This window comes from Streptomyces sp. NPDC050619 (assembly GCF_040654815.1).
Classification (GTDB): domain Bacteria; phylum Actinomycetota; class Actinomycetes; order Streptomycetales; family Streptomycetaceae; genus Streptomyces.
This window is the reverse complement of sequence record NZ_JBFAIR010000019.1, coordinates 195,445-217,814: the sequence shown is the minus strand read 5'-3', so window position 1 is coordinate 217,814 and position 22,370 is coordinate 195,445. Positions and strand designations below refer to the sequence as shown.

The window sequence follows — 22,370 nt, the reverse complement described above, 5'->3', positions numbered from 1 at the left end:
TCGGGCTGCTGGGCGGTCAGCTGCACCCCCGCCGTCTGCGTATGGAAACGCAGCATCAGCGACTTCGGGTTCTTCGCCCCGAACTCCTCCCGCATCACCTTCGCCCAGATCCGGCGCGCGGCACGGAACTTGGCGACCTCCTCCAGGATCGTCGTACGGGACACGAAGAAGAACGACAGGCGCGGCGCGAAGTCGTCGACGTCCATACCGGCCGCGACCGCCGTGCGCACGTACTCGATCCCGTCCGCCAGCGTGAACGCGATCTCCTGCGCCGGGGACGCGCCCGCCTCCGCCATGTGATAACCCGAGATCGAGATCGTGTTCCACTTCGGGATCTCGGCCTTGCAGTACTTGAAGATGTCCGCGATCAGCCGCAGCGACGGCTTCGGCGGAAAGATGTACGTGCCCCGCGCGATGTACTCCTTCAGCACGTCGTTCTGGATCGTGCCCGTCAGCTGGTCCGCGCCGACACCCTGCTCCTCCGCCACCAGTTGGTACAGGAGCAGCAGCAGCGCCGCCGGAGCGTTGATCGTCATCGACGTCGACACCTTGTCCAGCGGGATCCCGCCGAACAGCACCCGCATGTCGTCGATCGAGTCGATCGCCACGCCCACCTTGCCGACCTCGCCGCTCGCGATCGGCGCGTCCGAGTCGTGGCCCATCTGGGTCGGCAGATCGAAAGCCACCGACAGGCCCATCGTGCCGTTGGCGATCAGTTGCTTGTAACGGGCGTTCGACTCCGTCGCCGTACCGAAACCGGCGTACTGCCGCATCGTCCAGGGACGGCCCGTGTACATCGAGGGATAGACGCCACGCGTAAAGGGATACGACCCCGGCTCGCCCAGCTTCTCGGCGGGGTCCCAGCCCTCCAGGGTCTCCGGCCCGTACACCGGCTCGATGGGCAGCCCGGACTCCGACTCACGCGCCATGGTGCATTGCCTCCCGCTCAGCAGTTACTGCCAGTTACCAGCTAGTACGGCCCGACCCTTCGACGGACTGTAGCTGTGGGCGTGCACCCCGTGCAGCGGGAGCACGCTGGGACCTTGCTCACAGCATTGTTGCGGCCTCGGTCACAACAATGCCGCGCCGTTCGCCGACAGTCATTCAGGGGAACGTTTCAGGGGGGACATGTCAGGCGACAGGCCAGGGACATGCCAGGGGACATCGGAGCGCATCGGTGAGACGACGGGGATCCGCAATGCGTATCAGGGGCATGACGGGCATGGGGAGATCGATCGTCGCGCTGCTGGCCCTGGCCACGGCCTGCGGCTGCACGGTGCAGGCCTCGGACGGGGACGGGAAGCATCGCCCGCCGGTGCACATCGACATTCAGAGCAGCGCCCCGTCGCCGGATGCCTCGCCTCGCTCGACTCCTCCGGCTCCCCCGGCTCCCCCGGCTCCCTCTGTGTCCTCGGCCCCCTCGGCCTCGGCCGACCCGACCGACGACAGACCGAGCGCGCCGCCGGCCGAGCCTGCCCCCGCCGTCCTGTGGTCGCGCGGCGACAGCGGCCGGGACATCCGTGAGCTCCAGGCCCGGCTGCGCCAGGTCGCCTGGCTCTTCGACGGGCCGACGGGGACGTACGACGATCTGACGGAGCGGGCGGTCAGGGGCTTCCAGGGCAAGCGCGGGCTGCCGAAGACGGGCGAGGCCGACACCGTGACCTGGCAGCGGCTGGTGCGGATGACGCGCGAGCCGGGGCAGTGGGAGCTGTATCTGATGGGCGGGCAGCCGGCCGCCGCGCCGGACCCGCGCTGCCTGACCGGGCGGGTGCTGTGCATCGACAAGTCGAGCCGGACCCTGCGCTGGATGATCGACGGGCGGACGGTGTCGACGATGTCGGTGCGCTTCGGCTCGCAGTACACGCCCACGCGCGAGGGCGTCTTCAGCGTCTACTGGAAGTCCCGCCATCACGTGTCGACGCTGTACGACTCGCCGATGCCGTACGCGATGTTCTTCAGCGGCGGCCAGGCCGTGCACTACTCGTCCGACTTCGCGGCCCGCGGCTACGCCGGTGCCTCGCACGGCTGCGTCAACGTACGGGACGAGGGGGCGATAGCGGAGCTGTACGCGCAGGTCCGCGACGGCGACAAGGTCGTCGTGTCCTGGTGACACCCGAAGGGGAGACGCGCGAGGAGATGTGCGGGGCGCGGGCGGGACCGGGGGAACGTGTCCCGCCCGCGCCAAGGTGCACGAGCCTGAGTACGGGGGGAACCCCGGCTCTGTGCGACGGCCGATGACCAGTCGGCTCACTCATTACTGCGGCTCGGCGGCCGAAAACGTCACACCCTCGGCCGGATAATTTCCATGAGCTGAAAACCCGCAGGTCAAAAGCGCGGGTAGCGTACGGGGTGCGGTGCGTCGGCGTGGGTGTCGTAGCCGAAGTTGCCGCGGGGGGCCAGGTACGGGGCGCCGTTGTTGTGGCCGGTACCGGCCTCGCCTCGGCCGTCGTCGGCGCCCTTGCCACCCGCGGCGCCCTCGTTCTGGTCGCCGTCCTGCCCGGAGCCGCCCTTGCCGCCCTTGTCGGCGGAGGTGGAGTCGGAGTGGGAGTCGGAGTCGGCCAGCACGCCCTTGCAGTACGTGTCCACGCGCGCGGAACCGCCCGCCGCGCCCTCCAGGACACGGCGGCGGCCGGCGGCCAGCCCCTTGTCGTCGCGTACGTCACGGCAGGCCGCGATGGCTCCGCGCCACGTGCTGCCGGGGCGGTTGCCCCGTTCCTCCGGGCCGGAACCGGTGCCGGTCCCCGGGCCCGTGCCGGTGTTCGGCGAGGAGCCCTTGCGGGCCGTGTCGCGTGAGGTGCCCTGGCCCTCGTTGCCGCCCGTGGCGCCGTCGGGGGTGGGCTCGCTCTCCGGGGTCCTCGGTGTCGGCGAGACGAGCGGGTGGTTCGGGTTCGGTGTCGGCGCGCCCGAGACCGAGGCGGCGGGCTCCGGTTCGTGCTTGCCGAACGGCGTCGGCAGCATTCCGGTTCCGGCCGCGACGGCGACTGAGCCGACCATGCCGATGGCGAGCGCGGCGGCCAGTCCCAGGCGCACGGTACGGCGGCGGGGGCGCGGGTCGCGCCGGTCCGGGCTCCCGATGCGGACGAGACCGGCGTCGGAGAGATCCGAGGACTTCGAGGAATCCGGGGAAGGGGAGGAAGGGGAGCGGGTGTGGTGGCCGGCCCGCTCAGCGACCCGGTCGTCCGCGCGATCCGTGCGGTCCGTGCGGTCCGCGCGCGCCTTGCGGAAGGCGGCCAACGCGGCGGCCTCGCCCGGGAGTTCGGCTCTGCTCGGCATGGGTTCCGCGGAGAGCGCGTCCAGGGTTTTGGCGAGCCGTTCGGCCTGGTCGCGGGCGTCCGCGTCGACGGCTTCGAGTGACTCTCCGCTCAGCAGACGCTCCGCCGTTTCGCGGTCCAGCCACCTGTGCTGCTCGTCGGCCATCACATGTCCTTCTGCGTCCGCGCATGGGTATGCGTCACACTGGCGGACGTCACCGCGCGGTCGCGCGGTTCTCGCTGGGGCGGCAGGGCGCCGAGCGCACTGGCCGATTCCGGATCGTCCTCGAGGAGTTCGGCGAGCCGTTTCAGACCGCGGTGCGCGGCCGTCCGTACGGCACCCGGGCGCTTGCCGAGCGTCTCGGCCGCGCTCTTCGCGTCGAGGCCCACCACCACGCGCAGCACGACGGCTTCGGCCTGGTCCTGCGGGAGCCGGGCGATGAGGGACAGCGTGGTGTCGGTGGCCAGGGCCTCGATGGCCTCGCCCGCGGTGTCGGACTCGGCGGCCTTGCCGGTCAGCTCCGTCTCGTCGCCGACCGTCGCGGGGCGGCGCCCGCGCATGCGTATGTGGTCCAGCGCGCGGTTGCGGGCGATCCGGGCGGCCCAGCCGCGGAAGCGGTCCGCGTCACCGCTGAACCGCTCCAGGTCACGGGCTATCTGCAACCAGGCCTCGGACGCGACGTCCTCCGCGTCCGGGTCGCCGACCAGCGTCCGTACGTACCCGAGCAGCCGCGGTTGCACGGCGCGGTACACGGTCCGGAACGCGGTCTCGTCCCCGGACTGTGCCGCAAGCACCGCGGCCGTCAGCTCCGCGTCGTCCCCCAACACCCGTTGCTACCTCGATAGATGGTCGAGTCGATGGTCGCGGCTTCGAGCCGTCACTGGTTTTCGAGTCTTCGATGCTTGCGATGATCACGCAACTGCCGCCTGGCGCGAAAGGCACGTTACGACCTGAAACCGCTGCTCGTCCATGTCCGCACAAGATACGTACAAGCTGCAACTACCTTGTGATGCGGCACGGGGCAGGGCGAGGTGTGACACAAAACGCAGTCATGGCGCTGTAGAGAGTACGGGCCGCCGCGCGGCCCGTACCGCGCGACGGCCGGGGCCTCTCCTGTGGGGGGTGGCGGCCCCGGTCGTCTCCGCGGTTCTACGGCTCTGAGCTGAGACGTACCGGGCGGCGGCCACGCTGTCGATCTCCTCAGTGATCACCGCCGACAGTCCTCGATGCCGAGGTCGACCCGGGCGCCGCCGAAGATCCCCCCGATGATCGGCGGGGTCGGACGGAACACAACGGAACATATCGGCACCGGTGCGGCGGGCCGCCTCCGCGGAGAACTCGCCCGGCCTCACGCCCGCCTCGACGGCACCTACGGGTTGTTCCCCTTGGCCTTGTCGGCCCCTTGATCGCTGCCGGCGCCTCCAGCGGTCTGGGCCTGGGTGGGCTTGGCGGGCTCCGCGGGCGGCGTCGTAGGCCGTGCGGGTTTCGTGTGAGCTCCGGGCGTCGCGGGCTTCGCCGGCCGGCTCGGCCTGCTTTCGGGCTTCGCCGTCCCCGCCAGTTGCCCGGCGCAGTAGGAACCGACCTTCGCCTCGCCGCCCGCGGCCGCCACCAGCCGCTGCCAGGCCGTCGCGTCGAGCGCCTTGCCGCGGCCCCCGACCTTCTCGTACGCGCGGCAGTGGGCCTGCGTGTCCTTGGCGCTGTCCGGCCGGTCCGAGGGCGCGGCGGCGGAGCGGGAGTCCGAGGGCAGAGAGGCTGAGCCGGAGGGCCCCGCGCTCGCCGAGGTGTCCGGGCGGGTCCGGGTGCCCTCGCCGCCGTCCGAGGAGGAGCCCGTCGTACCGATCGCGGCGAACGCGACACCGCCCAGCGCGAGGCTTCCCAGGAGCACGGAGAGCGTGGCCTTCACCGAACGTGCGGTGCGCCGCCGCGCGCGGGGGCGCCAGTCGTCCCGGCGCCGGGTGCGGACCGCGCGGTGCGCACTCGCGTCCCGGGCGGCCCGGAAGGCGGCCACGGCCCGCTGCTCGCCGTCGGCGTCGAGCCGGCCGCCGCGCAGGGCGGCAGCGAGCAGCGCCTCGAGGGCGGGGGTGGCGTCGGCCGGCGCACCCCATCCTCCGGATCCTTCGGACACGGTGTCGCCGGGGTGCACACGCCGACGGCCGGGGACCCCGCTGCCGCTCTGCCGCTCACCCATACCGTGTCCGTTCCTGTCTGTTCCTGCCCGACCTGCTCGACCTGTCCGACCTGTCCGGCCCGGTCGGCGACCGATTGTTGTCGTACGTCATTTCGACTCACCCAGCGTTCTGGGGCCCTCATCCGTCACACCCGCATCACCCAGCTCGCCGGCCAGCCGCTTCAGCCCCCGGTACGCGGCGGTGCGCACCGCGCCGGGCCGCTTGCCGAGGACGCGCGCGGCGGCGGGCCCGTCGAGACCGACGACGACCCGCAGCAGCACGGCCTCCGCCTGGTCGCGCGGCAGCCCGCGGACCAGCTCCAGGGCGTACTCCGTGGAGAGTGCCTCCAGCGCCTGGTCGTGCGTGCTGCTCGGGCCGGGCAGGTCCAGTACGTCCTGTTCCAGCGCCGACGACCGGGGCCGTACCTTCAGCCGGCGCAGATGATCCAGCGCCCGGTGCCGGGCTATGGTCGCGCTCCAGCCCCGGAACCCGGCGCCGTCGCCCACGAACCGACCGAGGTCCCGGGCGATTTCCAGCCAGGCGTCCGAGGCCACGTCCTCGGCGTCGTCGCCGACCATTCCGCGCAGATACCCGAGCAGTCCGGGCTGCACGATCCGGTAGGCGACCGCGAAAGCGGCCTCGTCACCTTGCTGGGCCAGCGCGACGGCCGCACCCAGTTCCCCGTCGTACGCCTGCGCGCGGCGGGGTTCCCGTCCCTGGCCCAAAAACTGTCCTCGTCCGTACAGAGTGCGTGGCGGGACCGCGTCGTGCGGCACAGCCGCCGTTGCACCGGCCCCCAAGGTGATCAGCGTCCGAAGCCCCGGAAGTGTCACAGGACGCGAATTCAGGCCACCTTCCGGGCCCGCCCGGGCAGGGTCAGATAGAAGGTCTGGAGCGATTCCTCGGGCCCTCCGGTGGCGAACCGGTTGTGGACCTTGCCCACGGGACTCCAGACCCGGCCGTCCGGCATCCGCACCCCGACCGGCTGGGCGAAGTAGGCGCGCTGGCCGGCGTCGAGGTCCACCCAGACCGCGCCCGCGCGCCGCACCAGCACCTCCCCGACGTAGGCACCGAGTCCGAAGAGCGTGCCGCGTACCCGCTCCGGCTCGGTGCCGCCCTTGCGCAGCCCGTCGATCAGGAAGTCGACGACGCGCAGGCTGGCCACGGAGTAGTCGAGCGGCAGCCGCCCCCGGGCGGTGACCCGGGTGACGAACGCCGTCGCGTACGGCCGCATCTCGCGCGCGCACGGCACACCGCGGTCGGCCATCTCACCCCTGAGATCCTGCGTATCGCCCCTGGAATCGCCCATGTTGATCCCAGCGGACGCCGTCACAGAAACATCACAGATAGCCCTCGGCCGGGCACGACAGCCACACCTTCGGTGACACCTGCACCCCTCCGCGCGCTCTGTAGATGCCACCTGTGTGACAGGTGGCATTTCTGTGACCATTTCCTAGGGGTGGGGTAGTTGAGTCCTCGCACGACCCATGCGTACAAACCACTGAGTCTCAGGCGAAGAGCCTGGCTGACGGCCGGGGTGGTGATCGTGAGCGGTGCGGGCATCGCCACCTACGCCATGGCGGATCCGTCCGCACCGTCCGACGCCAGGGCGCAGGGCCGCCCTGCGTCCGTCCACACCCTGAAGCTCGAGAGCGAGGGCTCGGGCCGCAAGAGCCTGGCCGAGCAGGGCACGGACCGCTTCAGCGCGCTCCTGCTGACCTGGGACGACCCCGACGCCCACGCCAAGGGCACGCCCGAGGTGCGCACCCGGGACCTGAAGACCGGCAAGTGGTCCGGCTGGCAGAAGCTGGAAGAGGATCCGAACCAGGCCGACGGCGCGGAGGGCGCGCGGGCCGCCGTGCGCGGCGGTACGGCCTCGCTGTGGACCGGAGACTCCAACGGCGTCCAGGTACGCGTGGTGAAGTCCGACGGCACCGAGGCGACCGGCCAGCCCGCCGGCATGGACGTCAAGCTCCTGGACCCGGGCACCGACCCGAAGGGCACCGCCTCCCAGGACCTGGAGCCCGCCGCGTACGCCGCGGAGACCGGCGACCCGGCGACCGACTCCGCGACACCCGCGGACTCCACGACGCCCACGGACTCCACGACGCCCACCGACTCCACGACGCCCACCGACTCTTCGACACCGACGGAGACGGCCTCCGGGACGCCCACGGAATCGGCCACACCGACCGCGACCGACTCCCCGACGGCGACCCCCACCAGCACGGTCTCCCCCACTGCCACCGCCTCCCCCTCCCCAAGCTCCACCATCCCCGCCCCCCGCCCGTCGACGGTCGTGAAGCCCCCGATCATCACGCAGGCCGAGTGGGGCGCCTCGACGGACTACGACGGCACGCCGAGCTACGGCACCGAGATCAAGGCCGCCGTCATCCACCACACCGGCATGGACAGCGACAACACCCTGTCCTGCGGTGAGTCCCGGGCCCGGATGCGCTCCATCCAGCAGGAGCACTTCGCCCGCGGCTACTACGACATCGGCTACAACTTCGTCGTCGACAAGTGCGGCCAGATCTTCGAGGGCCGCAGCGGCGGCATGGACCTCCCGGTGGTCGGCGCGCACGACGTCGGCTTCAACACCAACACCGTCGGCATCTCGTACATCGGCAACTACGAGACCGCCAAGCCGAGCCGCGCCGCCCTCGACGCCATCGCGCGCATCGTGGCCTGGAAGTTCGGGATGTACGGCATCGACCCGACCGGCAAGGTGACGCTGGTCTCCGGCAGCCCGAAGGGCCAGGACGGCAACCTCGTCGAGCAGGGCACCTCGATCACGCTGCCGCGCGTCTTCGGCCACCGGGACACCAACGCCACGGCCTGCCCCGGCAAGAACCTGTACCCGAAGCTGTCGCAGATCGCCTCGCTCGCCAAGACGCCGGGCATCTCGCACGCCCTGGCCACCTCGGACTACAACCGGGACGGCATCGACGACCTGGTCGCGGGCGTGCCCAGGGCGAACACCGTGCGGGTGGTCCCGGGCGGCCTCGACGGCCCGGTCCCGGCGGCGAAGATCTCGCTCACGCAGAACAGCCCCGGTGTCCCCGGCTCCACCGAGACCGGCGACGACTTCGGCGCGTCCACCGCGTGGGGCGACGTCAACGGCGACGGCTACGCCGACCTCGCGATCGGCTCCCCCGGCGAGGACGACACCAGCGGCAACGCCGACCGCGGCCAGGTCACGGTCATGTACGGCCCGGCCCTCGACACCGGCTTCTCGTACACCACTTCAGGGGTGACGGCGGCCGGCGCCAAGCTCGGCTCCACCGTCGCCGTCGGCGACTTCAACGGCGACGGCAAGGCGGACGTCTTCTCCGCCGGCACCGGTAAGGGCGGCAACTGGAACGTCCGGCTGAGCAGCAGCAAGTACCTCTCCGGCACGCTCACCACCGCCACCGGCTCGGTCGCCTACCTGGACGCCGCGACCGGCGACTTCAACCGGGACGGCTACGCGGACGTCGCCCTCAACTACCGCGACACGGGCGGCATAGGCCGCGTGGTCCGGTTCGCGGGCTCGGCGACCGGTCTGACGAAGGTCGGCGTGATCTCGGTGAAGGGCGGCCGCTCGATCGCCGCCGGTGACGTCAACGGCAACGGCTACGACGACATCGTGATCGGCCAGCCGTACGCCTCCGAGTCCGGCGGCATGTCGGGCGGCCAGGTGACGATGGTCCCGGGCACCTCGGCGGGCTTCACCACCACCGGCATGAGCGTCATCCACCAGGACACGGCGTACGTCCCCGGCGGCAACGAGACCAACGACGCCTTCGGCGCCTCCGTGTCGGTCGGTGACTACAACGCCGACGGCTACGCGGACGCCCTCGTCGGCGCCCCCGGCGAGGACCTCACCCGCGACGGCGTGAACCGCTCCGACGCGGGCGACGCGGTTCTCCTCAAGGGCACCTCCACCGGCCTCACCGGCTCCGGCTCGGTCGGCGTCTCGCAGGACACCTCGGGCGTTCCCGGCTCCACCGAGAGCGGCGACAAGTTCGGCTCGGCGGTGTCCCTGTCGGACCTGTCCGGGTACGGCCGCGCCGACCTGACGTTCGGCGTGGAGGGCGAGGACACCGGCGACGGCATCCTCATGTACCTCCCGAGCAACAGCACGGGCCTCGGCTACACCGCTACGGCCATCCTCAGCAAGACGACCCTGGGCACGCCGACGGCGGCCCGCCTGGGCCAGACGCTGACGCCGTAGCCGTCGCCCCGAAACGGTGACCGTCCGGCCCGTACCCCGGCCGGACGGTCACCTCCCCGCCGTCGCGTCCCGGCACAGCAGCCGCAGCGACCCGTCCCCGGCGAAGCACCGCCGCGCCTCGTCGATCGGATCCCACAGCCGCCCGTCGGGCGTACGGATCCAGTGGTCACCGCCGGACGCCCACCACTCGGCGCCGGTCTGCCGGACGATCACCTCACCGGCGTACGCCCCGAGGTCGCGCAGCGCGCTGCGCACCGCGTCGTACGGCGTCTGCTCCCGCCGTATCCCGTCGATCACCCGGTCGACGCGCCACAGGCTCTGGGCCGAGTAGTCGAGCCGCAGCCGCGCCCCCTCGCGCAGGGTCACCACCGCGTCCGCCGCCCAGCGCACCGGCTTCGTGGCAGCCGAGGGCCTGGATTCCGGCGGGGGCGTCTGAGTCCTCGTCACAGTCGTCACGTTCGGGAAAGCGTGGTGGCACGGGGATTCGTCACCCGGATCGAAGGGGTGCCCGGGACCGGTGCAGGACCGCCCCACCCCGACCGCACGACGGTCACAGGACTCGCCCACGGCCGGGGGTTTGGGCCGGCTCAGGCGCTCCGCCCCCGCGCGCCGCGTGCCCGGCGCGACACCACCGCGCGCAGCACGCGCCGTCCCTCCGTCGACACCTCCAGCGCCCGGCGCAGTCCGCCCACGCCGTGCTCGGAGAGCAGTTCCAGGACGGTGATCTGGCGGCGCAGTTCGGCGGCGACGAGCGGCGACATGGCGTCCGTACGGCCCGCCCTCCCGGCGTCGACCGAGGAGGCGCCGTGCTGTGCGAGGCCGCCGGCGGCGGGGAGGCGGGCGGCAGGGTCGAGGAGCCGGTGGATCCGCAGCGAGGCGACGGAGCAGGCGTCGGCCCACACCCGCACCTCGGCGGCGGAGCGCCCGGCGGGGGCGGCGGCGAGCATCCGGCGGGCCAGCAGCGCGGCCTCGTCCCCGGCGGACTCCGCCGGGCCGGCCTCGCCGAGCTTGCCGCGCGCCTGCTCCAGGTACTCGCCCCAGCCCTCGGCGTCCTGGCCTTCCGCGAGGCCGGCCCACAGGGGCCGCAGCACTTCGTCGTCACCGCCCAGCAGAGGCAGGCACCGGTCCAAACAAGCCAACCCGCTGGCGGCCAGTCCGCGCTCGTCGGCCTGAGCGATCAGTTCCACCAGGCTCATCCACGCCTCCCTCGCCAGGCGGTCATCCCTGACGGAGCCCGCACTTCCCCTTACTGCGTGCGACGGACCGGGAGTGTCACTGGGGTACGACGCCGAGCCGGTCGAGGAGGCGGAAGAAGAGGTTTTCGGCCAACAGATCCGCGGCGGGGTCAGGGTCGACAGTCAGTACGTCGAGCAGCGGCCCGGCGTTCACCTCGTGCCCCGCCTCCGCCGCCCAGGCGACGGCCCGCTCGGCGGCGTCCTCCGGCTGAAGGAAGTAGTCCTCCAGGGACAGCCCGTCCGCGTCGGCCCGAGGGTATTGGCCATGGCGGCGCGGGCCGGACAAGTCGTCCACATGCGACTGTCCGGCGCCGCCGCCTTCAGCGCACACAGGCGATGTCCATGACGTACCGCCCCTGACGGCGGCCAGGTTGACCTGGCGCCGCGTCCCGGAATGCCCGGCTGCCCCGCGAGCGGTCTTCGGGGTCAGAGGGTGCGCTGATCTGCCTCGGCGATCCGCGTCTTACGCCTCGCTGGCCGCGCGGAGTCCTCGGCAGGGCATGTCCGCCCTCCTGCGGTCACCGACTGCGAGTGCCCCGACGGGTAGCTCTCTCGGCACGATCCTCTGGTCGCGCAAAGTCACACCTCGCCGACAACAGGCACCCCGCTGTAACCGACCACGCCGCAATATCACCCAAAGAGATCAGTCGATTACTCACCGCGTCCGACGACTCAGCCCAACCGGTCGGCGAGCGCCCTGAACTCCGACCACGGCAGCTCCGGCGTCCCCGAGTCCCACAGCTTCTGCACCATCGCCCTGAGCGGCATCCGGATCCCGGCCGCGACCTGCTCCTGGGTCTGGGAGTTCGCGAGGTCGCACCACACCGCGAAGGACCCGCCGAGGATCTGGTCGTCGTACCGCGCGGACACCGCCTGCGTCCCGCGCACCACGCGCGGGGTCCACTGCTCGTAGATCCGCTGCCCGGTCGGATAGACGAAGGTCTGCGGCTGTCCGAGGACGTAGTAGAGGAACTCGTCGTTGTAGTTGACCAGCTTCCGGCCCGCGCTCAGATACTCGGTCGGCAGCCGGGCGCCGATCTCCTTGCCCGTCCAGTAGGCGACCTGGATGTCCTTGTCGGGCTGGACGGACGTACCCCGGAAGAAGCCGTCGTTCCAGGCACGCGGGCTCTTGTCGTGGGCGCGGACCGTGGCGGCGCGGTCGTTGAGCCAGCCGGTGGTGAGGTCGGCGACGCTCGCTCCGGAGCCGTAGGCCTCCGTGGCGGCACTGGCGAGCTGCGGGTAGGAGGCCTCCGGGTCGGACACCACCAGCGCCTGGTACTCGTCACCGCCGAGGTGCCACGGGCCGCCGGGGAAGAGGCCGGCGTACTCGTTCAGCAGGTCGTCGAGGATCTCGGCGGCCTCGGGCTTGGAGATGTCGATCGCACCGCGGGTCGCGAAACCCCGCACGTTGCGCAACTGGAGATCGGGATGCGCGGCGATCACCGCACCCAGATGCCCGGGCGAGTCGATCTCGGGCACGACGGTGATGTGCCGACTGGCCGCGAGGTCGACGATTTCCTTCACCTGCGCCTTCGTCAGATGCTCCCGCGACACGATCTCCGGGTGGGAGTCGGACTCGATCCGGAACCCCTGGTCGTCGGAGAAGTGCAGGCCCAGCTGGTTGAACTTCAGGTCGCCGAGCTCGCGGACCCGGTCCTCGATCCAGTCGGCCGTGAAGTGCTTGCGCGCGATGTCCAGCATGAACCCGCGCACCGGCTTGGCCGGCTCGTCGCGCACGACACCCTCCGGCGCCGTACCGCCGCCGCGCACCTCCTGCTTGAGGGTGCGCGTGCCGTAGAAGACACCCGCGTCCGCGGGCCCGCCGATGGTCACCCGCCCGCCGCGCACGGTCATGGTGTACGACTCCGGATCCGCGCCTTCGTCGCCGTTGAGCGCCAGCCGTACGTCCCCGGCCCGCACGTCGTCCGCCTCGCCCGCGTACGTCAGCCCCAGCTCACCGGCGAGGAGCCGCCCCTCGTCGGCCAGGTCCCCGTCGCTCACGACGACCCGCAGGCCCTTGGCCGGCTTCCACCCGGGACCGCGCGCCGGCGTGTGCGCACCCACGGCGGGGATGGTGCGGGGGGCCTTCGACAGGGGGTAGGAGCGAGTCGGGCTGGGGGTGGGGCTCGGTGTCTTCGAGGCGGAGGGCTGCTCCTGCGCCGACCCCGCGGGCTCGCTGTCGTCGCCTTCGCCGCCCGTGGCCCACAACCCGAGACCCACCCCGGCCGCGACCGTCACCACCACCACCGCGACGATCACCACCCACGTCCGCCGCAGTGCGCTCGTCACTGAATTCACCGAATCCATCGAGGTCCGGCGCCCTTGCCGGCCTCGTCCCTGCTGACTCCGCCTGTGCTGACTCACGGCGCCAACCTAGGCCCTCGGACGAGCGACTCGCGTCCACAACGCGTTCTGAAACTCTCCCGTGGGGGTGAAATTCAGGCATCCGTCGGACACGTCATGTCCTCTCTCGATAACGTGGCGACACATATCTCACATCACCCCCTGCCGAAACCCACGTGACGCCCACACACCTCCCTGGCCAAGTAGACATACCCTCGCTGCCCGAGCAGACCGGGGACACGCCCGGCTCGCCTGCCCCACTGGAGCACTTCAACACCGCCCTGGCCGAGGACATCCAGCACACCCTCCTCACCTGCCTCCGCAGCCACCACTGGGCCCGCCGCATCACCGACCACCGCCCCTACCCAGACCTGGACTCCCTCCTGGCCGCCTCCGACGAGGCGGCGTACGACCTGACCCAGGGGGACCTGGCGGAGGCACTGGCGGGGGAGTCGCTGCCGGTGCTGCCGGAGGGCGCGTATTCGGCCGCCCACATGGCACTGAGCGCGGCGCACGCGGCGTACGAGACGAAGTTCGGACACGTGTTCGCCATCTGCCTGGACGGGGTCACCCCCTCAGAGACGGCCAACCACCTCCTGACAACCATCCGGTCACGATTGACAAACGATCCGGAGGAAGAACGGGTGGTCACGGCAGAGGAACTCCGCCGCCTTGCAAGAGGGCGATTGATCGATGCCCTCAGGGGCGCGGGGCTGTGACATTTGCGGCTCCGCCGCGGGGCGCGACCAGCCCCAACGGCGCCGCACCCGGCACATAACAGCACACCCCACCCCAGAAGCCGCAAACGCTCACCCATACGCGTGCCACATCGATCACACCCTCAGACCCCGGCCAAGCCCAGCGGCAGCGCCTCGCTAGGATGCTGGGGGCCGGTGGACCGTACCCGGCCGGGCCCGTCCGACACAGAAGCCGGCGCGGCCCCAATCCCCGCTCCCGGAGGGTTCTTCCGTGCCGGCTGGAACGCTGTACCGCGGCCGGGAAGGAATGTGGTCATGGGTGGCTCATCGAGTCACCGGCGTCCTCATCTTCTTCTTCCTGTTCGTCCATGTCCTGGACACCGCGCTCGTCCGTGTCTCTCCCGAGGACTACGACAACGTCGTAGCCACGTACAAGACGCCGATCGTGGCCGTGTTGGAGTACGGCCTCGTCGCCGCCATCCTCTTTCACGCGCTCAACGGTCTGCGTGTCATCGCCGTCGACTTCTGGTCGAAGGGCCCGCGCTACCAGAAGCAGATGTTCTGGGCCGTCCTCGGTGTGTGGGTCGTGCTGATGCTCGGGGCGATCTACCCCGTCCTCGGCCACGCCGCTCGTGAACTGTTCGGGAGCTGACGCGCATGTCCATCACCGAAAAGACCGCGTCCGGAATCGGCCCCGTCGAGGGCGAGGGCGGGTCCGTCTACTCCGTAGACAACCCGGCGCCCCTCATCGAGGCCCCGCGCCAGCGCACCAGGAAGACCCCGAAGTCCACGCGGGGCAACTTCGAGATGGCCGCCTGGCTGTTCATGCGCCTGTCCGGCATCGTGCTGGTCGTCCTGGTCATCGGCCACCTGCTGATCCAGCTGGTGCTCGACGGCGGCGTCTCGAAGATCGGCTTCGCCTTCGTGGCGGGCCGCTGGGCCTCCCCGTTCTGGCAGGTCTGGGACCTGCTGATGCTGTGGCTCGCGATGCTGCACGGCGCCAACGGCCTGCGCACGATCATCAACGACTACGCGGAGCGCCCGAACACCCGGCTGTGGCTCAAGGGCCTGCTCTACACGGCCACGGTGTTCACCATCCTGCTGGGCACGCTGGTGATCTTCACCTTCGACCCGAACATCCGCTAGGCACGGGGCTGCGAGAATCATGAAGATCCACAAGTACGACACCGTCATCGTCGGCGCCGGCGGCGCCGGTATGCGCGCGGCCATCGAGTCGACGAAGCGCAGCCGCACCGCGGTGCTGACCAAGCTCTACCCCACCCGCTCCCACACGGGCGCCGCGCAGGGCGGTATGGCCGCCGCGCTGGCCAACGTGGAGGAGGACAACTGGGAGTGGCACACCTTCGACACGGTCAAGGGCGGTGACTACCTGGTCGACCAGGACGCCGCCGAGATCCTGGCGAAGGAGGCCATCGACTCGGTCCTCGACCTGGAGAAGATGGGCCTGCCGTTCAACCGCACCCCGAACGGCACCATCGACCAGCGCCGCTTCGGCGGTCACTCGCGTAACCACGGCGAGGCCCCGGTCCGCCGCTCCTGCTACGCGGCCGACCGCACCGGCCACATGATCCTCCAGACGCTGTACCAGAACTGCGTCAAGGAGGGCGTGGAGTTCTACAACGAGTTCTACGTCCTGGACCAGCTGATCACCGAGGTCGACGGCGTCAAGCGCTCGGCCGGTGTGGTGGCGTACGAGCTGGCGACCGGCGAGATCCACGTCTTCCAGGCGAAGGCCGTGATCTACGCGTCCGGCGGCTGCGGCAAGTTCTTCAAGGTGACGTCGAACGCGCACACCCTGACCGGTGACGGCCAGGCCGCGGTGTACCGCCGTGGCCTGCCGCTGGAGGACATGGAGTTCTTCCAGTTCCACCCGACCGGCATCTGGCGCATGGGCATCCTGCTGACGGAGGGCGCCCGCGGTGAGGGCGGCATCCTCCGCAACAAGGACGGCGAGCGCTTCATGGAGAAGTACGCGCCGGTGATGAAGGACCTGGCCTCGCGTGACGTCGTATCGCGGTCGATCTACACCGAGATCCGCGAGGGGCGTGGCTGCGGCCCCGAGGGCGACCACGTCTATCTGGACCTCACCCACCTCCCGCCGGAGCAGCTGGACGCCAAGCTGCCCGACATCACCGAGTTCGCCCGCACCTACCTGGGCATCGAGCCGTACACGGACCCGATCCCGATCCAGCCCACCGCGCACTACGCGATGGGCGGCATCCCGACGAACGTCGAGGGCGAGGTGCTCGCCGACAACACGACGGTGGTCCCGGGTCTGTACGCGGCCGGCGAGGTCGCCTGCGTCTCGGTCCACGGCGCGAACCGGCTGGGCACCAACTCGCTGCTGGACATCAACGTGTTCGGCAAGCGGGCCGGTATCGCCGCCGCCGAGTACTCGCAGAAGGCCGACTTCGTCGAGCTGCCCGAGGACCCGGCGCGACTGGTGATCGACCAGGTGGAGCGGCTGCGGGACGCGAAGGGCACCGAGCGGGTCTCGGTGATCCGGCGCGAGCTTCAGGAGTGCATGGACGCCAACGTCATGGTGTTCCGCACCGAGCAGACGATCAAGAGCGCGGTCGAGAAGATCGCCGAGCTGCGCGAGCGCTACCTGAACGTCTCGATCCAGGACAAGGGCAAGCGGTTCAACACCGACCTGCTGGAGGCCGTCGAGCTGGGCAACCTGCTCGACCTCGCCGAGGTCATGGCGGTGTCGGCCCTGGCGCGCAAGGAGTCCCGCGGCGGTCACTACCGCGAGGACTACCCCAACCGCGACGACGTCAACTTCATGCGCCACACCATGGCGTACCGCGCGGTGGGCGACGACGGCACCGAGTCAATCCGTCTCGACTACAAGCCGGTCGTCCAGACCCGCTACCAGCCGATGGAGCGTAAGTACTGATGGCAACCCCGACCCTGGACAAGGCGGACGCGGCCGGCACGCCCGAGCCCGGCTTCGCCGACTCCCCGTACATCACGGCCACCTTCCGCATCCGCCGCTTCAACTCCGAGGTCTCGGCGGAAGCGACCTGGGAAGACTTCCAGATCGAGATCGACCCGAAGGAACGCGTCCTCGACGCCCTGCACAAGATCAAGTGGGAGCAGGACGGCACGCTGACCTTCCGTCGCTCCTGCGCGCACGGCATCTGCGGCTCGGACGCCATGCGGATCAACGGCAAGAACCGGCTGGCCTGCAAGACGCTGATCAAGGACCTCAGTCCCGAGAAGCCGATCACGGTGGAGGCCATAAAGGGCCTGACGGTCCTGAAGGACCTGGTCGTGGACATGGACCCGTTCTTCCAGGCGTACCGCGACGTGATGCCCTTCCTCATCACGAAGGACACGAACGAGCCGACGCGGGAACGCCTCCAGACGGCGGAGGACCGCGAGCGCTTCGACGACACGACGAAGTGCATCCTCTGCGCGGCCTGCACGTCCTCCTGCCCGGTCTTCTGGAACGACGGCCAGTACTTCGGCCCGGCGGCGATCGTGAACGCCCACCGCTTCATCTTCGACTCGCGTGACGAGGCGGCCGAGCAGCGCCTGGAGATCCTGAACGACCGCGACGGCGTATGGCGCTGCCGCACGACGTTCAACTGCACGGACGCCTGCCCGCGTGGCATCGAGGTCACGAAGGCGATCCAGGAAGTGAAGCGGGCGCTTATCACGCGTCGTTACTGAGCTTCCTCACCTGGCATCAGGGCCCTGTTTCCGCCACTTCGGAAACAGGGCCCTCTGGTGTTTTTGGCCGGTTCGCAAAAGGACCAGCAGAGGTTGACTGCCTCGGTCGGCGGGCGAGCGGCGAGACGGCGCCGGACGTCAGCCTGTACCCGGCGCGCGGTGTCCCCACTGACCGCTCCATCGGCCCGTTTGCGCAGCGTGTGCCAGCGTCTGCGCTGGAGCCGGGCGAGCGCCTGCGCGAGGTGGGCCGTGAGCGGCCAGCGGTCCCAGTAACCCCCAGAACGCGCACCGCCCGTGCGCACGGCGCGAAGTGTACCGACAGCACCCGGCTGGTCGATCGCGCTGCGGACATGCCACACAATCAGGACACGGAGGGCGCTTTCACGGGCCAAGTGCTATGTAACTGCTGTGACTTGTGGGACAAGAGCAGCAGACTGCTCCCATGGCATTCGCACCCTTGAGAAAAACCGCCGCCGCACTGTCAGCCGCAGCGGCGATACTGCTCGCGATACCCCCCACTGCCTCAGCAGCCCCCACACCCCACTCTCCGTACGGAACCCTCGCCCGGGAGAACTTCGACCACCTCCCCCTCGGTCCCGTGACATCGAGCGGGAACTGGACCACCGACACCTCCGACGGCACCCTGACCGTCGCCCCCAGCACCACCGGCCACGGCCGCGAACTCCGCATCCGCACCGAGGGCAACGGCCACGCCTTCCTCGTCTTCCCCGACCTCGCCCCACCGGGCAACAGCTACTGGGCCCGCCTGCGCCTACGCGTAGCCGACTTCCCCACCGCCCCCGACTGGGCCCACTGGACGATCGCGGAGGCGTCCGGTTCCGACGCGCCGACACTCGTCCGCCCGCTGGGCGGCCAGTACGCTCCCACGGACAAGGGCAATTTCTGGGGCGTCGGCTCCGACCTCGGCCTGACGGGCGACTGGACGTCCTGGAAGACGTCCGCGCCGGCGAAGGCCGGGAAGTGGCAGTGCGCCGAATTCCACCTGGACGCCACGGACAACCGGGTCACCGTGTACCTGAACGGCGTGGAACAGTCCGACCTCACGGTCTCCACGAAGAATCACGGCGGCACCGCGGACGACTTCACCTTCCCGACCTTCGACAAACTCAAGCTGGGCTGGCAGCTGTACCAGGCCGACCCGAGTCCGTCGTCGTACGACGTGCGGGTGGATGATGTCGCGGTGAGCGGGCGGCGGGTTGGGTGCGGGGCCGGCGACAGCTGAACTCCGATGAGTGGATGAGGATCGCCGGTCACTCCATGGGGTGACCGGCATCGACTCGCCGCACCCGGATGCCTCCAGTACGTGCTCTGGTAGAGGAAGGCCCTGACCTCGGGCGCCCGCTGGTGGACCGAATCAAGGGTTCATCTCTTCACCACCTCAAAGAGCTGCGCCCGGGGCCGAGCGGGAGCACGGAAATCCGGGTCTTGTTCGCCTTCGATCCAGAGCGCAACGCCGTTCTGCCCGTCGCGGGCGACAAGGCTGGGCAATGGACAGAGTGGTATCGCCGTGCGATCCCCCCCCCCCCCCCCCCGCCGAAGAGCGCTACACGCTGTGGCTGGATCATGTGGCCGAGCGCCACAGGAAGGAGACGCAGAAGTGACCAGCTTCCACTCCTGGGACGAAGTCAAGCAGGAGATCTTCGACACCGACGACCTCGAGGAGATCGCTGACGGAGCCCGGCGCATGGTGGCCGAGGCCCGCGCGCACCGACTCGCCGAGATGCGCCGACAACTCGGGCTGACGCAGCGCGAGGTAGCCGACCGTATGCATGTGAGGCAGGAGCGCGTTTCTGCCATCGAACGCGGCAGGACGGCGTCCACGGAAGTGGGAACGGTGGCGGCTTATGTCGCGGCGCTGGGTGGGGAATTGGAGATCGTCGCCAACTTCGACGGAACCCGGGTGATCGTCGCGTAGTTCGCATCTCGGCCCGGAGGCCAGGAGGAGCTATGGAACTGCGTCCCATCAGCAAGTCATGGCATCGCATCGAAAGCTGGCTTCGGGATCGCGAACACACGTGTTGGAGCGCTACCGGCTTCCCGACCGGACAACGGGAGAGGACGAATGAGCTACGAGCTACGCGCGATCATCGCGGACAGCGCCTTACTCAGGGTCGCGACCAGAGAAATCAGCGCGGCTGGGTTCGCGCCGCTCCACGGAAACCTGTCGCTTCTCCCGGTCACCGGCGATTTCTTCGATGCTGTCACCGACGGCTCCAGCAACCGGCCCCTGAACTTCTGGGGCATGCCGAGCGGCTTCGACCGTCGTCTCGCACTCTGGTCGAGCACCCGTCCGGTCGCCTATGTCGAAGCCGAATACTTCGGTGGCACAGGCGAACAACAAGCCGCCGTCTGGAACAGCGGCACACTCACGCTCGGGCCACTGCACCTGCCGGAAGGCTCCGCACTCCCCGCAGGAGGGGGACCCATCTCCCAGGCCCTCCGTTATCTCGGAGTCCGGCGCGCCGGCGCCTACGACGAGTTCGAGGCCGCAGGACTGGACATCCTCGTCCTGTCGTCCCTGACCTGCACAGATCTTCACAACAGCTCTGGTGGACGCCTCACACTCCCGTGCTGTTCGTTGGGCTGGGCCGAGCGGTGTCGGCCCGGCCGGGGTTTTTCCTTGGCCTGCTGTCGCGTCCAACCGCCCGTGCGAGCATGACATCTCGGTCGCGCACTTGGGGTACCCAAGGTGCCCATGGCGCCTGACGACTCGCCGACCGAACGGCGCAGGGTCTGCTGCGCAGGCGTCGGGCCGCCTCCATCAGGGTTCGGTTGAGCTTGTGGCAGTGGTGGTTGTCGGCGAGCGACGCGGCTTCGCCGGTGCCGAGGGCCATCGCTCGATCTCGTAGTGGAGGTGGGTGACGCCGGGCGCCTGGGCGGTTTCGACGAGGCGGAGGCGCACGTGCTCGGGGAGCGGCTGGAAGAGAAGAAAGGGCCGACCGCCGCCGAGCAGGACCGGCACTTGATGGAGGAACATCTCGTCCACGAGCCCTGCCTTGAGGGCCTCGGACACGGTCGGTGGCGTATCGGCTGAGCCAGGCGCTGATGGCGTCGTCCATCGGGCAATGACCGTTACCGGCTTGGCACCGCCGAGGACGGCAACGAGGCACAGCGCGAGCAGGGAGCCGATCCGGTAGCGGCGGACCCGGCGCGGATCGGGCACCTCGTCCAGCACCTGGGCCAATGTGCGCAGGTCAGCAGGCAAGCATGGGAGATCGACGTCCTCGCGGTGGCATGCGAGGACGTCGATCAGGGAAGGTGGCAGCGAACGCGACCCCTGTTCATGATCTATGGCTTCGAGAACCTTGATCATCAGGAGTTGCGTTCGCCATTTCCAGCCGGGCAAACCGACTGACCACCACTATTCCTGGGCGAACCACTCTGGCCCGGGATGGAGGTCAGCTTTTTTTCAGCACGCCATTGATCGCGATACCGGAAAGCTCTTCCTCCCGGACGTTGGTCTCCCAGTTGCCAAACCTCACGTTCGGGTCCCAGTGGTACCAATTACCTGACTGATTGAGGCCATAAATGCATCCTTCATTTTCTTTGATCCACCCGCCCACATAGTCGCCCTGCGTCCACCGACGCTTGACCACCTGCTGCGGCTCAGCGACGTCTCCCGGACGGAGCGGCGTCTGTATTGAGAAGGTGCTGCTCATCGTCGTCGTCTTCCCGACATTGGGGATGAGAGCGAAGATGAAGTTGTACCACTTCTTCGAATCCTTCGAAGACGCGTTACCGAGCTGGGCTACAGAACCTACGGACCAACCGAAAGTCGTGTTTTTGCTTTCGGACCATGTAGCCTGGCAGTTGCCTGGAGAGTCGTCTGAGCACACATACTTTTTCCCCCTCCAGATCACGTCGTACCAGACGTCCCTGGCACTCTGCCGCGTCACGGACCTGGCTTGCTGGTCCCAGTCAGCAGCTTTTGGTGCGATTTCCACCAAGTCCGTATCCGAGTTTCGGAGACAGGCACGGTCCGCCGCATGAGCAGGGCCCGCCGCGAAAAGAACCATGACAGCAAGGAACGGAGTCGTCGCCATTGAGCGACTCCACAACTTCTTGCGCATTCTCGTCCTCTCCCCACGGAAAACCTGACGTATGGCAGATAGGTACAGCTCTGGCATAACAGGAGTCACGTGGGCGTGATGGTGGGGGGATTCATCGTCGACCGCATTCGATCCCGGAAAGGATCTATACATTCGAGGGATAACGCGTCCCGACGTAGCCAATATGGGCTCCATTACTCGTGCGGTCAAGACTCCCGACAGTGCAGCGGGATGGGGACATCATGAAGGGAGTGTGATAGGGGGCCACGTCCAGGACACAATCATGCTGAGCTACCGAAAGGCGCTGCCTTCATAAAGACGCATTGTCCACGCGCCACGCGCTTTTTACTCCAGATCACCACCGTCAGAATCCGTTTCTCAACCGATCTCGGAGAGCGAGGGAGTCGTTTTCCCCTCCGGCGCGGTCTCGGCCACGCGCAGGTGCCCGGTGGCGCCCGCAAAGAGGGGAATTTCTGAAGTGACGAAAGCGTACGAGATGGCGGCCATGCGTCGCGCAATCGCAATTTCGCCCCAGGGCGGTTTCAAAGTCTTGTCGATCAACGATCCGTGCTGGTCACGGCATCGTCACGATGAAGTGGCGGGCCGCCAACGCACGCAACGAAGCTCCGGTTGATGCTGGCGACCTACCAAGTCGCCTGTACCGACCGGAGCTTCGATGTGTCGTCGGT

The 22,370-nt window shown here is 69.3% G+C and carries 22 protein-coding genes and 2 pseudogenes; 11 read left to right on the top strand and 13 right to left on the bottom strand.

What is annotated here, in order from left to right:
* A partial coding sequence (locus AB0I77_RS29370) for a methylmalonyl-CoA mutase family protein (protein WP_363285728.1) occupies window positions 1-929 on the bottom strand: 929 nt, incomplete at its 3' end.
* Between the two features lie 293 nt (window positions 930-1,222).
* Here AB0I77_RS29370 and AB0I77_RS29365 point away from each other — a divergent pair.
* Entirely contained in the window at window positions 1,223-2,110 is an 888-nt protein-coding gene (locus AB0I77_RS29365; RefSeq protein ID WP_363285727.1) for a L,D-transpeptidase family protein, read from the top strand.
* A 215-nt stretch (window positions 2,111-2,325) separates the two neighbouring features.
* Here the strand turns inward: AB0I77_RS29365 and AB0I77_RS29360 are convergent, their stop codons facing one another.
* From AB0I77_RS29360 to AB0I77_RS29340, 5 genes are all read right to left on the bottom strand, one after another.
* On the bottom strand, window positions 2,326-3,417 hold the full coding sequence (locus tag AB0I77_RS29360; RefSeq protein ID WP_363285726.1) for a hypothetical protein: 1,092 nt from the start codon (window positions 3,415-3,417) through the stop codon (window positions 2,326-2,328).
* Window positions 3,417-4,079: an RNA polymerase sigma factor gene (locus tag AB0I77_RS29355; protein ID WP_363285725.1), complete on the bottom strand. Its 663-nt coding sequence runs from the start codon at window positions 4,077-4,079 to the stop codon at window positions 3,417-3,419. Before AB0I77_RS29355 ends, AB0I77_RS29360 begins: the two co-directional genes overlap by 1 nt.
* 542 nt (window positions 4,080-4,621) lie before the next feature.
* Window positions 4,622-5,440 (bottom strand): hypothetical protein, encoded by an 819-nt coding sequence (locus AB0I77_RS29350; protein ID WP_363285724.1) that lies wholly within the window; start codon window positions 5,438-5,440, stop codon window positions 4,622-4,624.
* An 87-nt stretch (window positions 5,441-5,527) separates the two neighbouring features.
* Complete coding sequence (locus tag AB0I77_RS29345) at window positions 5,528-6,145, bottom strand: RNA polymerase sigma factor (protein WP_363285723.1); 618 nt, start codon at window positions 6,143-6,145, stop codon at window positions 5,528-5,530.
* A 119-nt stretch (window positions 6,146-6,264) separates the two neighbouring features.
* Entirely contained in the window at window positions 6,265-6,687 is a 423-nt protein-coding gene (locus tag AB0I77_RS29340) for a hypothetical protein (protein WP_363285722.1), read from the bottom strand.
* Between the two features lie 279 nt (window positions 6,688-6,966).
* Here AB0I77_RS29340 and AB0I77_RS29335 point away from each other — a divergent pair, with 279 nt between their 5' ends.
* A complete protein-coding gene (locus AB0I77_RS29335; RefSeq protein ID WP_363285721.1) occupies window positions 6,967-9,636 on the top strand; it encodes an N-acetylmuramoyl-L-alanine amidase in 2,670 nt (889 codons plus the stop codon).
* 48 nt (window positions 9,637-9,684) lie between these two features.
* On the opposite strand, the gene AB0I77_RS29330 is transcribed toward AB0I77_RS29335, so the two are convergent.
* The 4 genes and pseudogenes from AB0I77_RS29330 to AB0I77_RS29315 form a co-directional block, all read right to left on the bottom strand.
* The gene (locus AB0I77_RS29330) at window positions 9,685-10,083 is read right to left on the bottom strand and encodes a hypothetical protein (protein ID WP_363285720.1); all 399 of its coding nucleotides are present in this window, start codon (window positions 10,081-10,083) and stop codon (window positions 9,685-9,687) included.
* Window positions 10,084-10,223: 140 nt separating this feature from the next.
* Window positions 10,224-10,832 (bottom strand): hypothetical protein, encoded by a 609-nt coding sequence (locus tag AB0I77_RS29325; protein ID WP_363285719.1) that lies wholly within the window; start codon window positions 10,830-10,832, stop codon window positions 10,224-10,226.
* A 76-nt stretch (window positions 10,833-10,908) separates the two neighbouring features.
* A pseudogene (locus AB0I77_RS29320) lies at window positions 10,909-11,221 on the bottom strand (hypothetical protein); the annotation flags it as partial.
* A 322-nt stretch (window positions 11,222-11,543) separates the two neighbouring features.
* Complete coding sequence (locus tag AB0I77_RS29315) at window positions 11,544-13,133, bottom strand: glycoside hydrolase family 20 protein (protein WP_363285744.1); 1,590 nt, start codon at window positions 13,131-13,133, stop codon at window positions 11,544-11,546.
* A gap of 257 nt (window positions 13,134-13,390) precedes the next feature.
* Between AB0I77_RS29315 and AB0I77_RS29310 the strand changes: the two genes are divergently transcribed.
* The 9 genes and pseudogenes from AB0I77_RS29310 to AB0I77_RS29270 all read left to right on the top strand — a co-directional run bounded on the left by AB0I77_RS29310 (window position 13,391) and on the right by AB0I77_RS29270 (window position 20,291).
* Window positions 13,391-13,933: a 2-oxo-4-hydroxy-4-carboxy-5-ureidoimidazoline decarboxylase gene (locus AB0I77_RS29310; protein WP_363285718.1), complete on the top strand. Its 543-nt coding sequence runs from the start codon at window positions 13,391-13,393 to the stop codon at window positions 13,931-13,933.
* Between the two features lie 250 nt (window positions 13,934-14,183).
* Window positions 14,184-14,564, top strand: a complete 381-nt coding sequence (gene sdhC, locus AB0I77_RS29305) for a succinate dehydrogenase, cytochrome b556 subunit (protein WP_363285717.1) — start codon at window positions 14,184-14,186, stop codon at window positions 14,562-14,564.
* Between the two features lie 5 nt (window positions 14,565-14,569).
* Window positions 14,570-15,058: a succinate dehydrogenase hydrophobic membrane anchor subunit gene (locus AB0I77_RS29300; protein WP_363285716.1), complete on the top strand. Its 489-nt coding sequence runs from the start codon at window positions 14,570-14,572 to the stop codon at window positions 15,056-15,058.
* Window positions 15,059-15,077: 19 nt separating this feature from the next.
* A complete protein-coding gene (sdhA, locus tag AB0I77_RS29295; protein WP_363285715.1) occupies window positions 15,078-16,832 on the top strand; it encodes a succinate dehydrogenase flavoprotein subunit in 1,755 nt (584 codons plus the stop codon).
* A complete protein-coding gene (locus AB0I77_RS29290; protein ID WP_363285714.1) occupies window positions 16,832-17,611 on the top strand; it encodes a succinate dehydrogenase iron-sulfur subunit in 780 nt (259 codons plus the stop codon). Before sdhA ends, AB0I77_RS29290 begins: the two co-directional genes overlap by 1 nt.
* 442 nt (window positions 17,612-18,053) lie before the next feature.
* Window positions 18,054-18,854, top strand: a complete 801-nt coding sequence (locus tag AB0I77_RS29285; RefSeq protein ID WP_363285713.1) for a hypothetical protein — start codon at window positions 18,054-18,056, stop codon at window positions 18,852-18,854.
* A gap of 86 nt (window positions 18,855-18,940) precedes the next feature.
* A pseudogene (locus tag AB0I77_RS29280) lies at window positions 18,941-19,233 on the top strand (type II toxin-antitoxin system RelE/ParE family toxin); the annotation flags it as partial.
* Entirely contained in the window at window positions 19,230-19,547 is a 318-nt protein-coding gene (locus AB0I77_RS29275; RefSeq protein WP_363285712.1) for a helix-turn-helix transcriptional regulator, read from the top strand. The pseudogene AB0I77_RS29280 and the gene AB0I77_RS29275, both read left to right, overlap by 4 nt.
* A gap of 147 nt (window positions 19,548-19,694) precedes the next feature.
* Window positions 19,695-20,291: a hypothetical protein gene (locus AB0I77_RS29270; protein ID WP_363285711.1), complete on the top strand. Its 597-nt coding sequence runs from the start codon at window positions 19,695-19,697 to the stop codon at window positions 20,289-20,291.
* Between the two features lie 102 nt (window positions 20,292-20,393).
* Here AB0I77_RS29270 and AB0I77_RS29265 read toward each other — a convergent pair whose 3' ends face one another.
* The 3 genes from AB0I77_RS29265 to AB0I77_RS29255 all read right to left on the bottom strand — a co-directional run bounded on the left by AB0I77_RS29265 (window position 20,394) and on the right by AB0I77_RS29255 (window position 22,242).
* Window positions 20,394-20,945, bottom strand: coding sequence for a dihydrofolate reductase family protein (locus tag AB0I77_RS29265; RefSeq protein WP_363285710.1), 552 nt, complete (start codon window positions 20,943-20,945; stop codon window positions 20,394-20,396).
* Between the two features lie 85 nt (window positions 20,946-21,030).
* On the bottom strand, window positions 21,031-21,675 hold the full coding sequence (locus AB0I77_RS29260; RefSeq protein ID WP_363285709.1) for a hypothetical protein: 645 nt from the start codon (window positions 21,673-21,675) through the stop codon (window positions 21,031-21,033).
* Between the two features lie 384 nt (window positions 21,676-22,059).
* The gene (locus AB0I77_RS29255) at window positions 22,060-22,242 is read right to left on the bottom strand and encodes a hypothetical protein (RefSeq protein ID WP_363285708.1); all 183 of its coding nucleotides are present in this window, start codon (window positions 22,240-22,242) and stop codon (window positions 22,060-22,062) included.
* Between the last annotated feature and the right edge of the window lie 128 nt (window positions 22,243-22,370).

Excerpts from the sequence above, each read along its gene's own strand:
- AB0I77_RS29270 (WP_363285711.1), top strand. The coding sequence starts at position 19,695 with ATGAGCTACGAGCTACGCGCGATCATCGCGGACAGCGCCTTACTCAGG.
- AB0I77_RS29265 (WP_363285710.1), bottom strand. The coding sequence starts at position 20,945 with ATGATCAAGGTTCTCGAAGCCATAGATCATGAACAGGGGTCGCGTTCG.
- AB0I77_RS29290 (WP_363285714.1), top strand. The coding sequence starts at position 16,832 with ATGGCAACCCCGACCCTGGACAAGGCGGACGCGGCCGGCACGCCCGAG.
- AB0I77_RS29300 (WP_363285716.1), top strand. The coding sequence starts at position 14,570 with ATGTCCATCACCGAAAAGACCGCGTCCGGAATCGGCCCCGTCGAGGGC.
- AB0I77_RS29340 (WP_363285722.1), bottom strand. The coding sequence starts at position 6,687 with ATGGCCGACCGCGGTGTGCCGTGCGCGCGCGAGATGCGGCCGTACGCG.
- AB0I77_RS29325 (WP_363285719.1), bottom strand. The coding sequence starts at position 10,832 with ATGAGCCTGGTGGAACTGATCGCTCAGGCCGACGAGCGCGGACTGGCC.
- AB0I77_RS29260 (WP_363285709.1), bottom strand. The coding sequence starts at position 21,675 with ATGGCGACGACTCCGTTCCTTGCTGTCATGGTTCTTTTCGCGGCGGGC.
- AB0I77_RS29365 (WP_363285727.1), top strand. The coding sequence starts at position 1,223 with ATGGGGAGATCGATCGTCGCGCTGCTGGCCCTGGCCACGGCCTGCGGC.
- AB0I77_RS29350 (WP_363285724.1), bottom strand. The coding sequence starts at position 5,440 with ATGGGTGAGCGGCAGAGCGGCAGCGGGGTCCCCGGCCGTCGGCGTGTG.
- AB0I77_RS29360 (WP_363285726.1), bottom strand. The coding sequence starts at position 3,417 with ATGGCCGACGAGCAGCACAGGTGGCTGGACCGCGAAACGGCGGAGCGT.
- sdhA (WP_363285715.1), top strand. The coding sequence starts at position 15,078 with ATGAAGATCCACAAGTACGACACCGTCATCGTCGGCGCCGGCGGCGCC.
- AB0I77_RS29285 (WP_363285713.1), top strand. The coding sequence starts at position 18,054 with ATGGCATTCGCACCCTTGAGAAAAACCGCCGCCGCACTGTCAGCCGCA.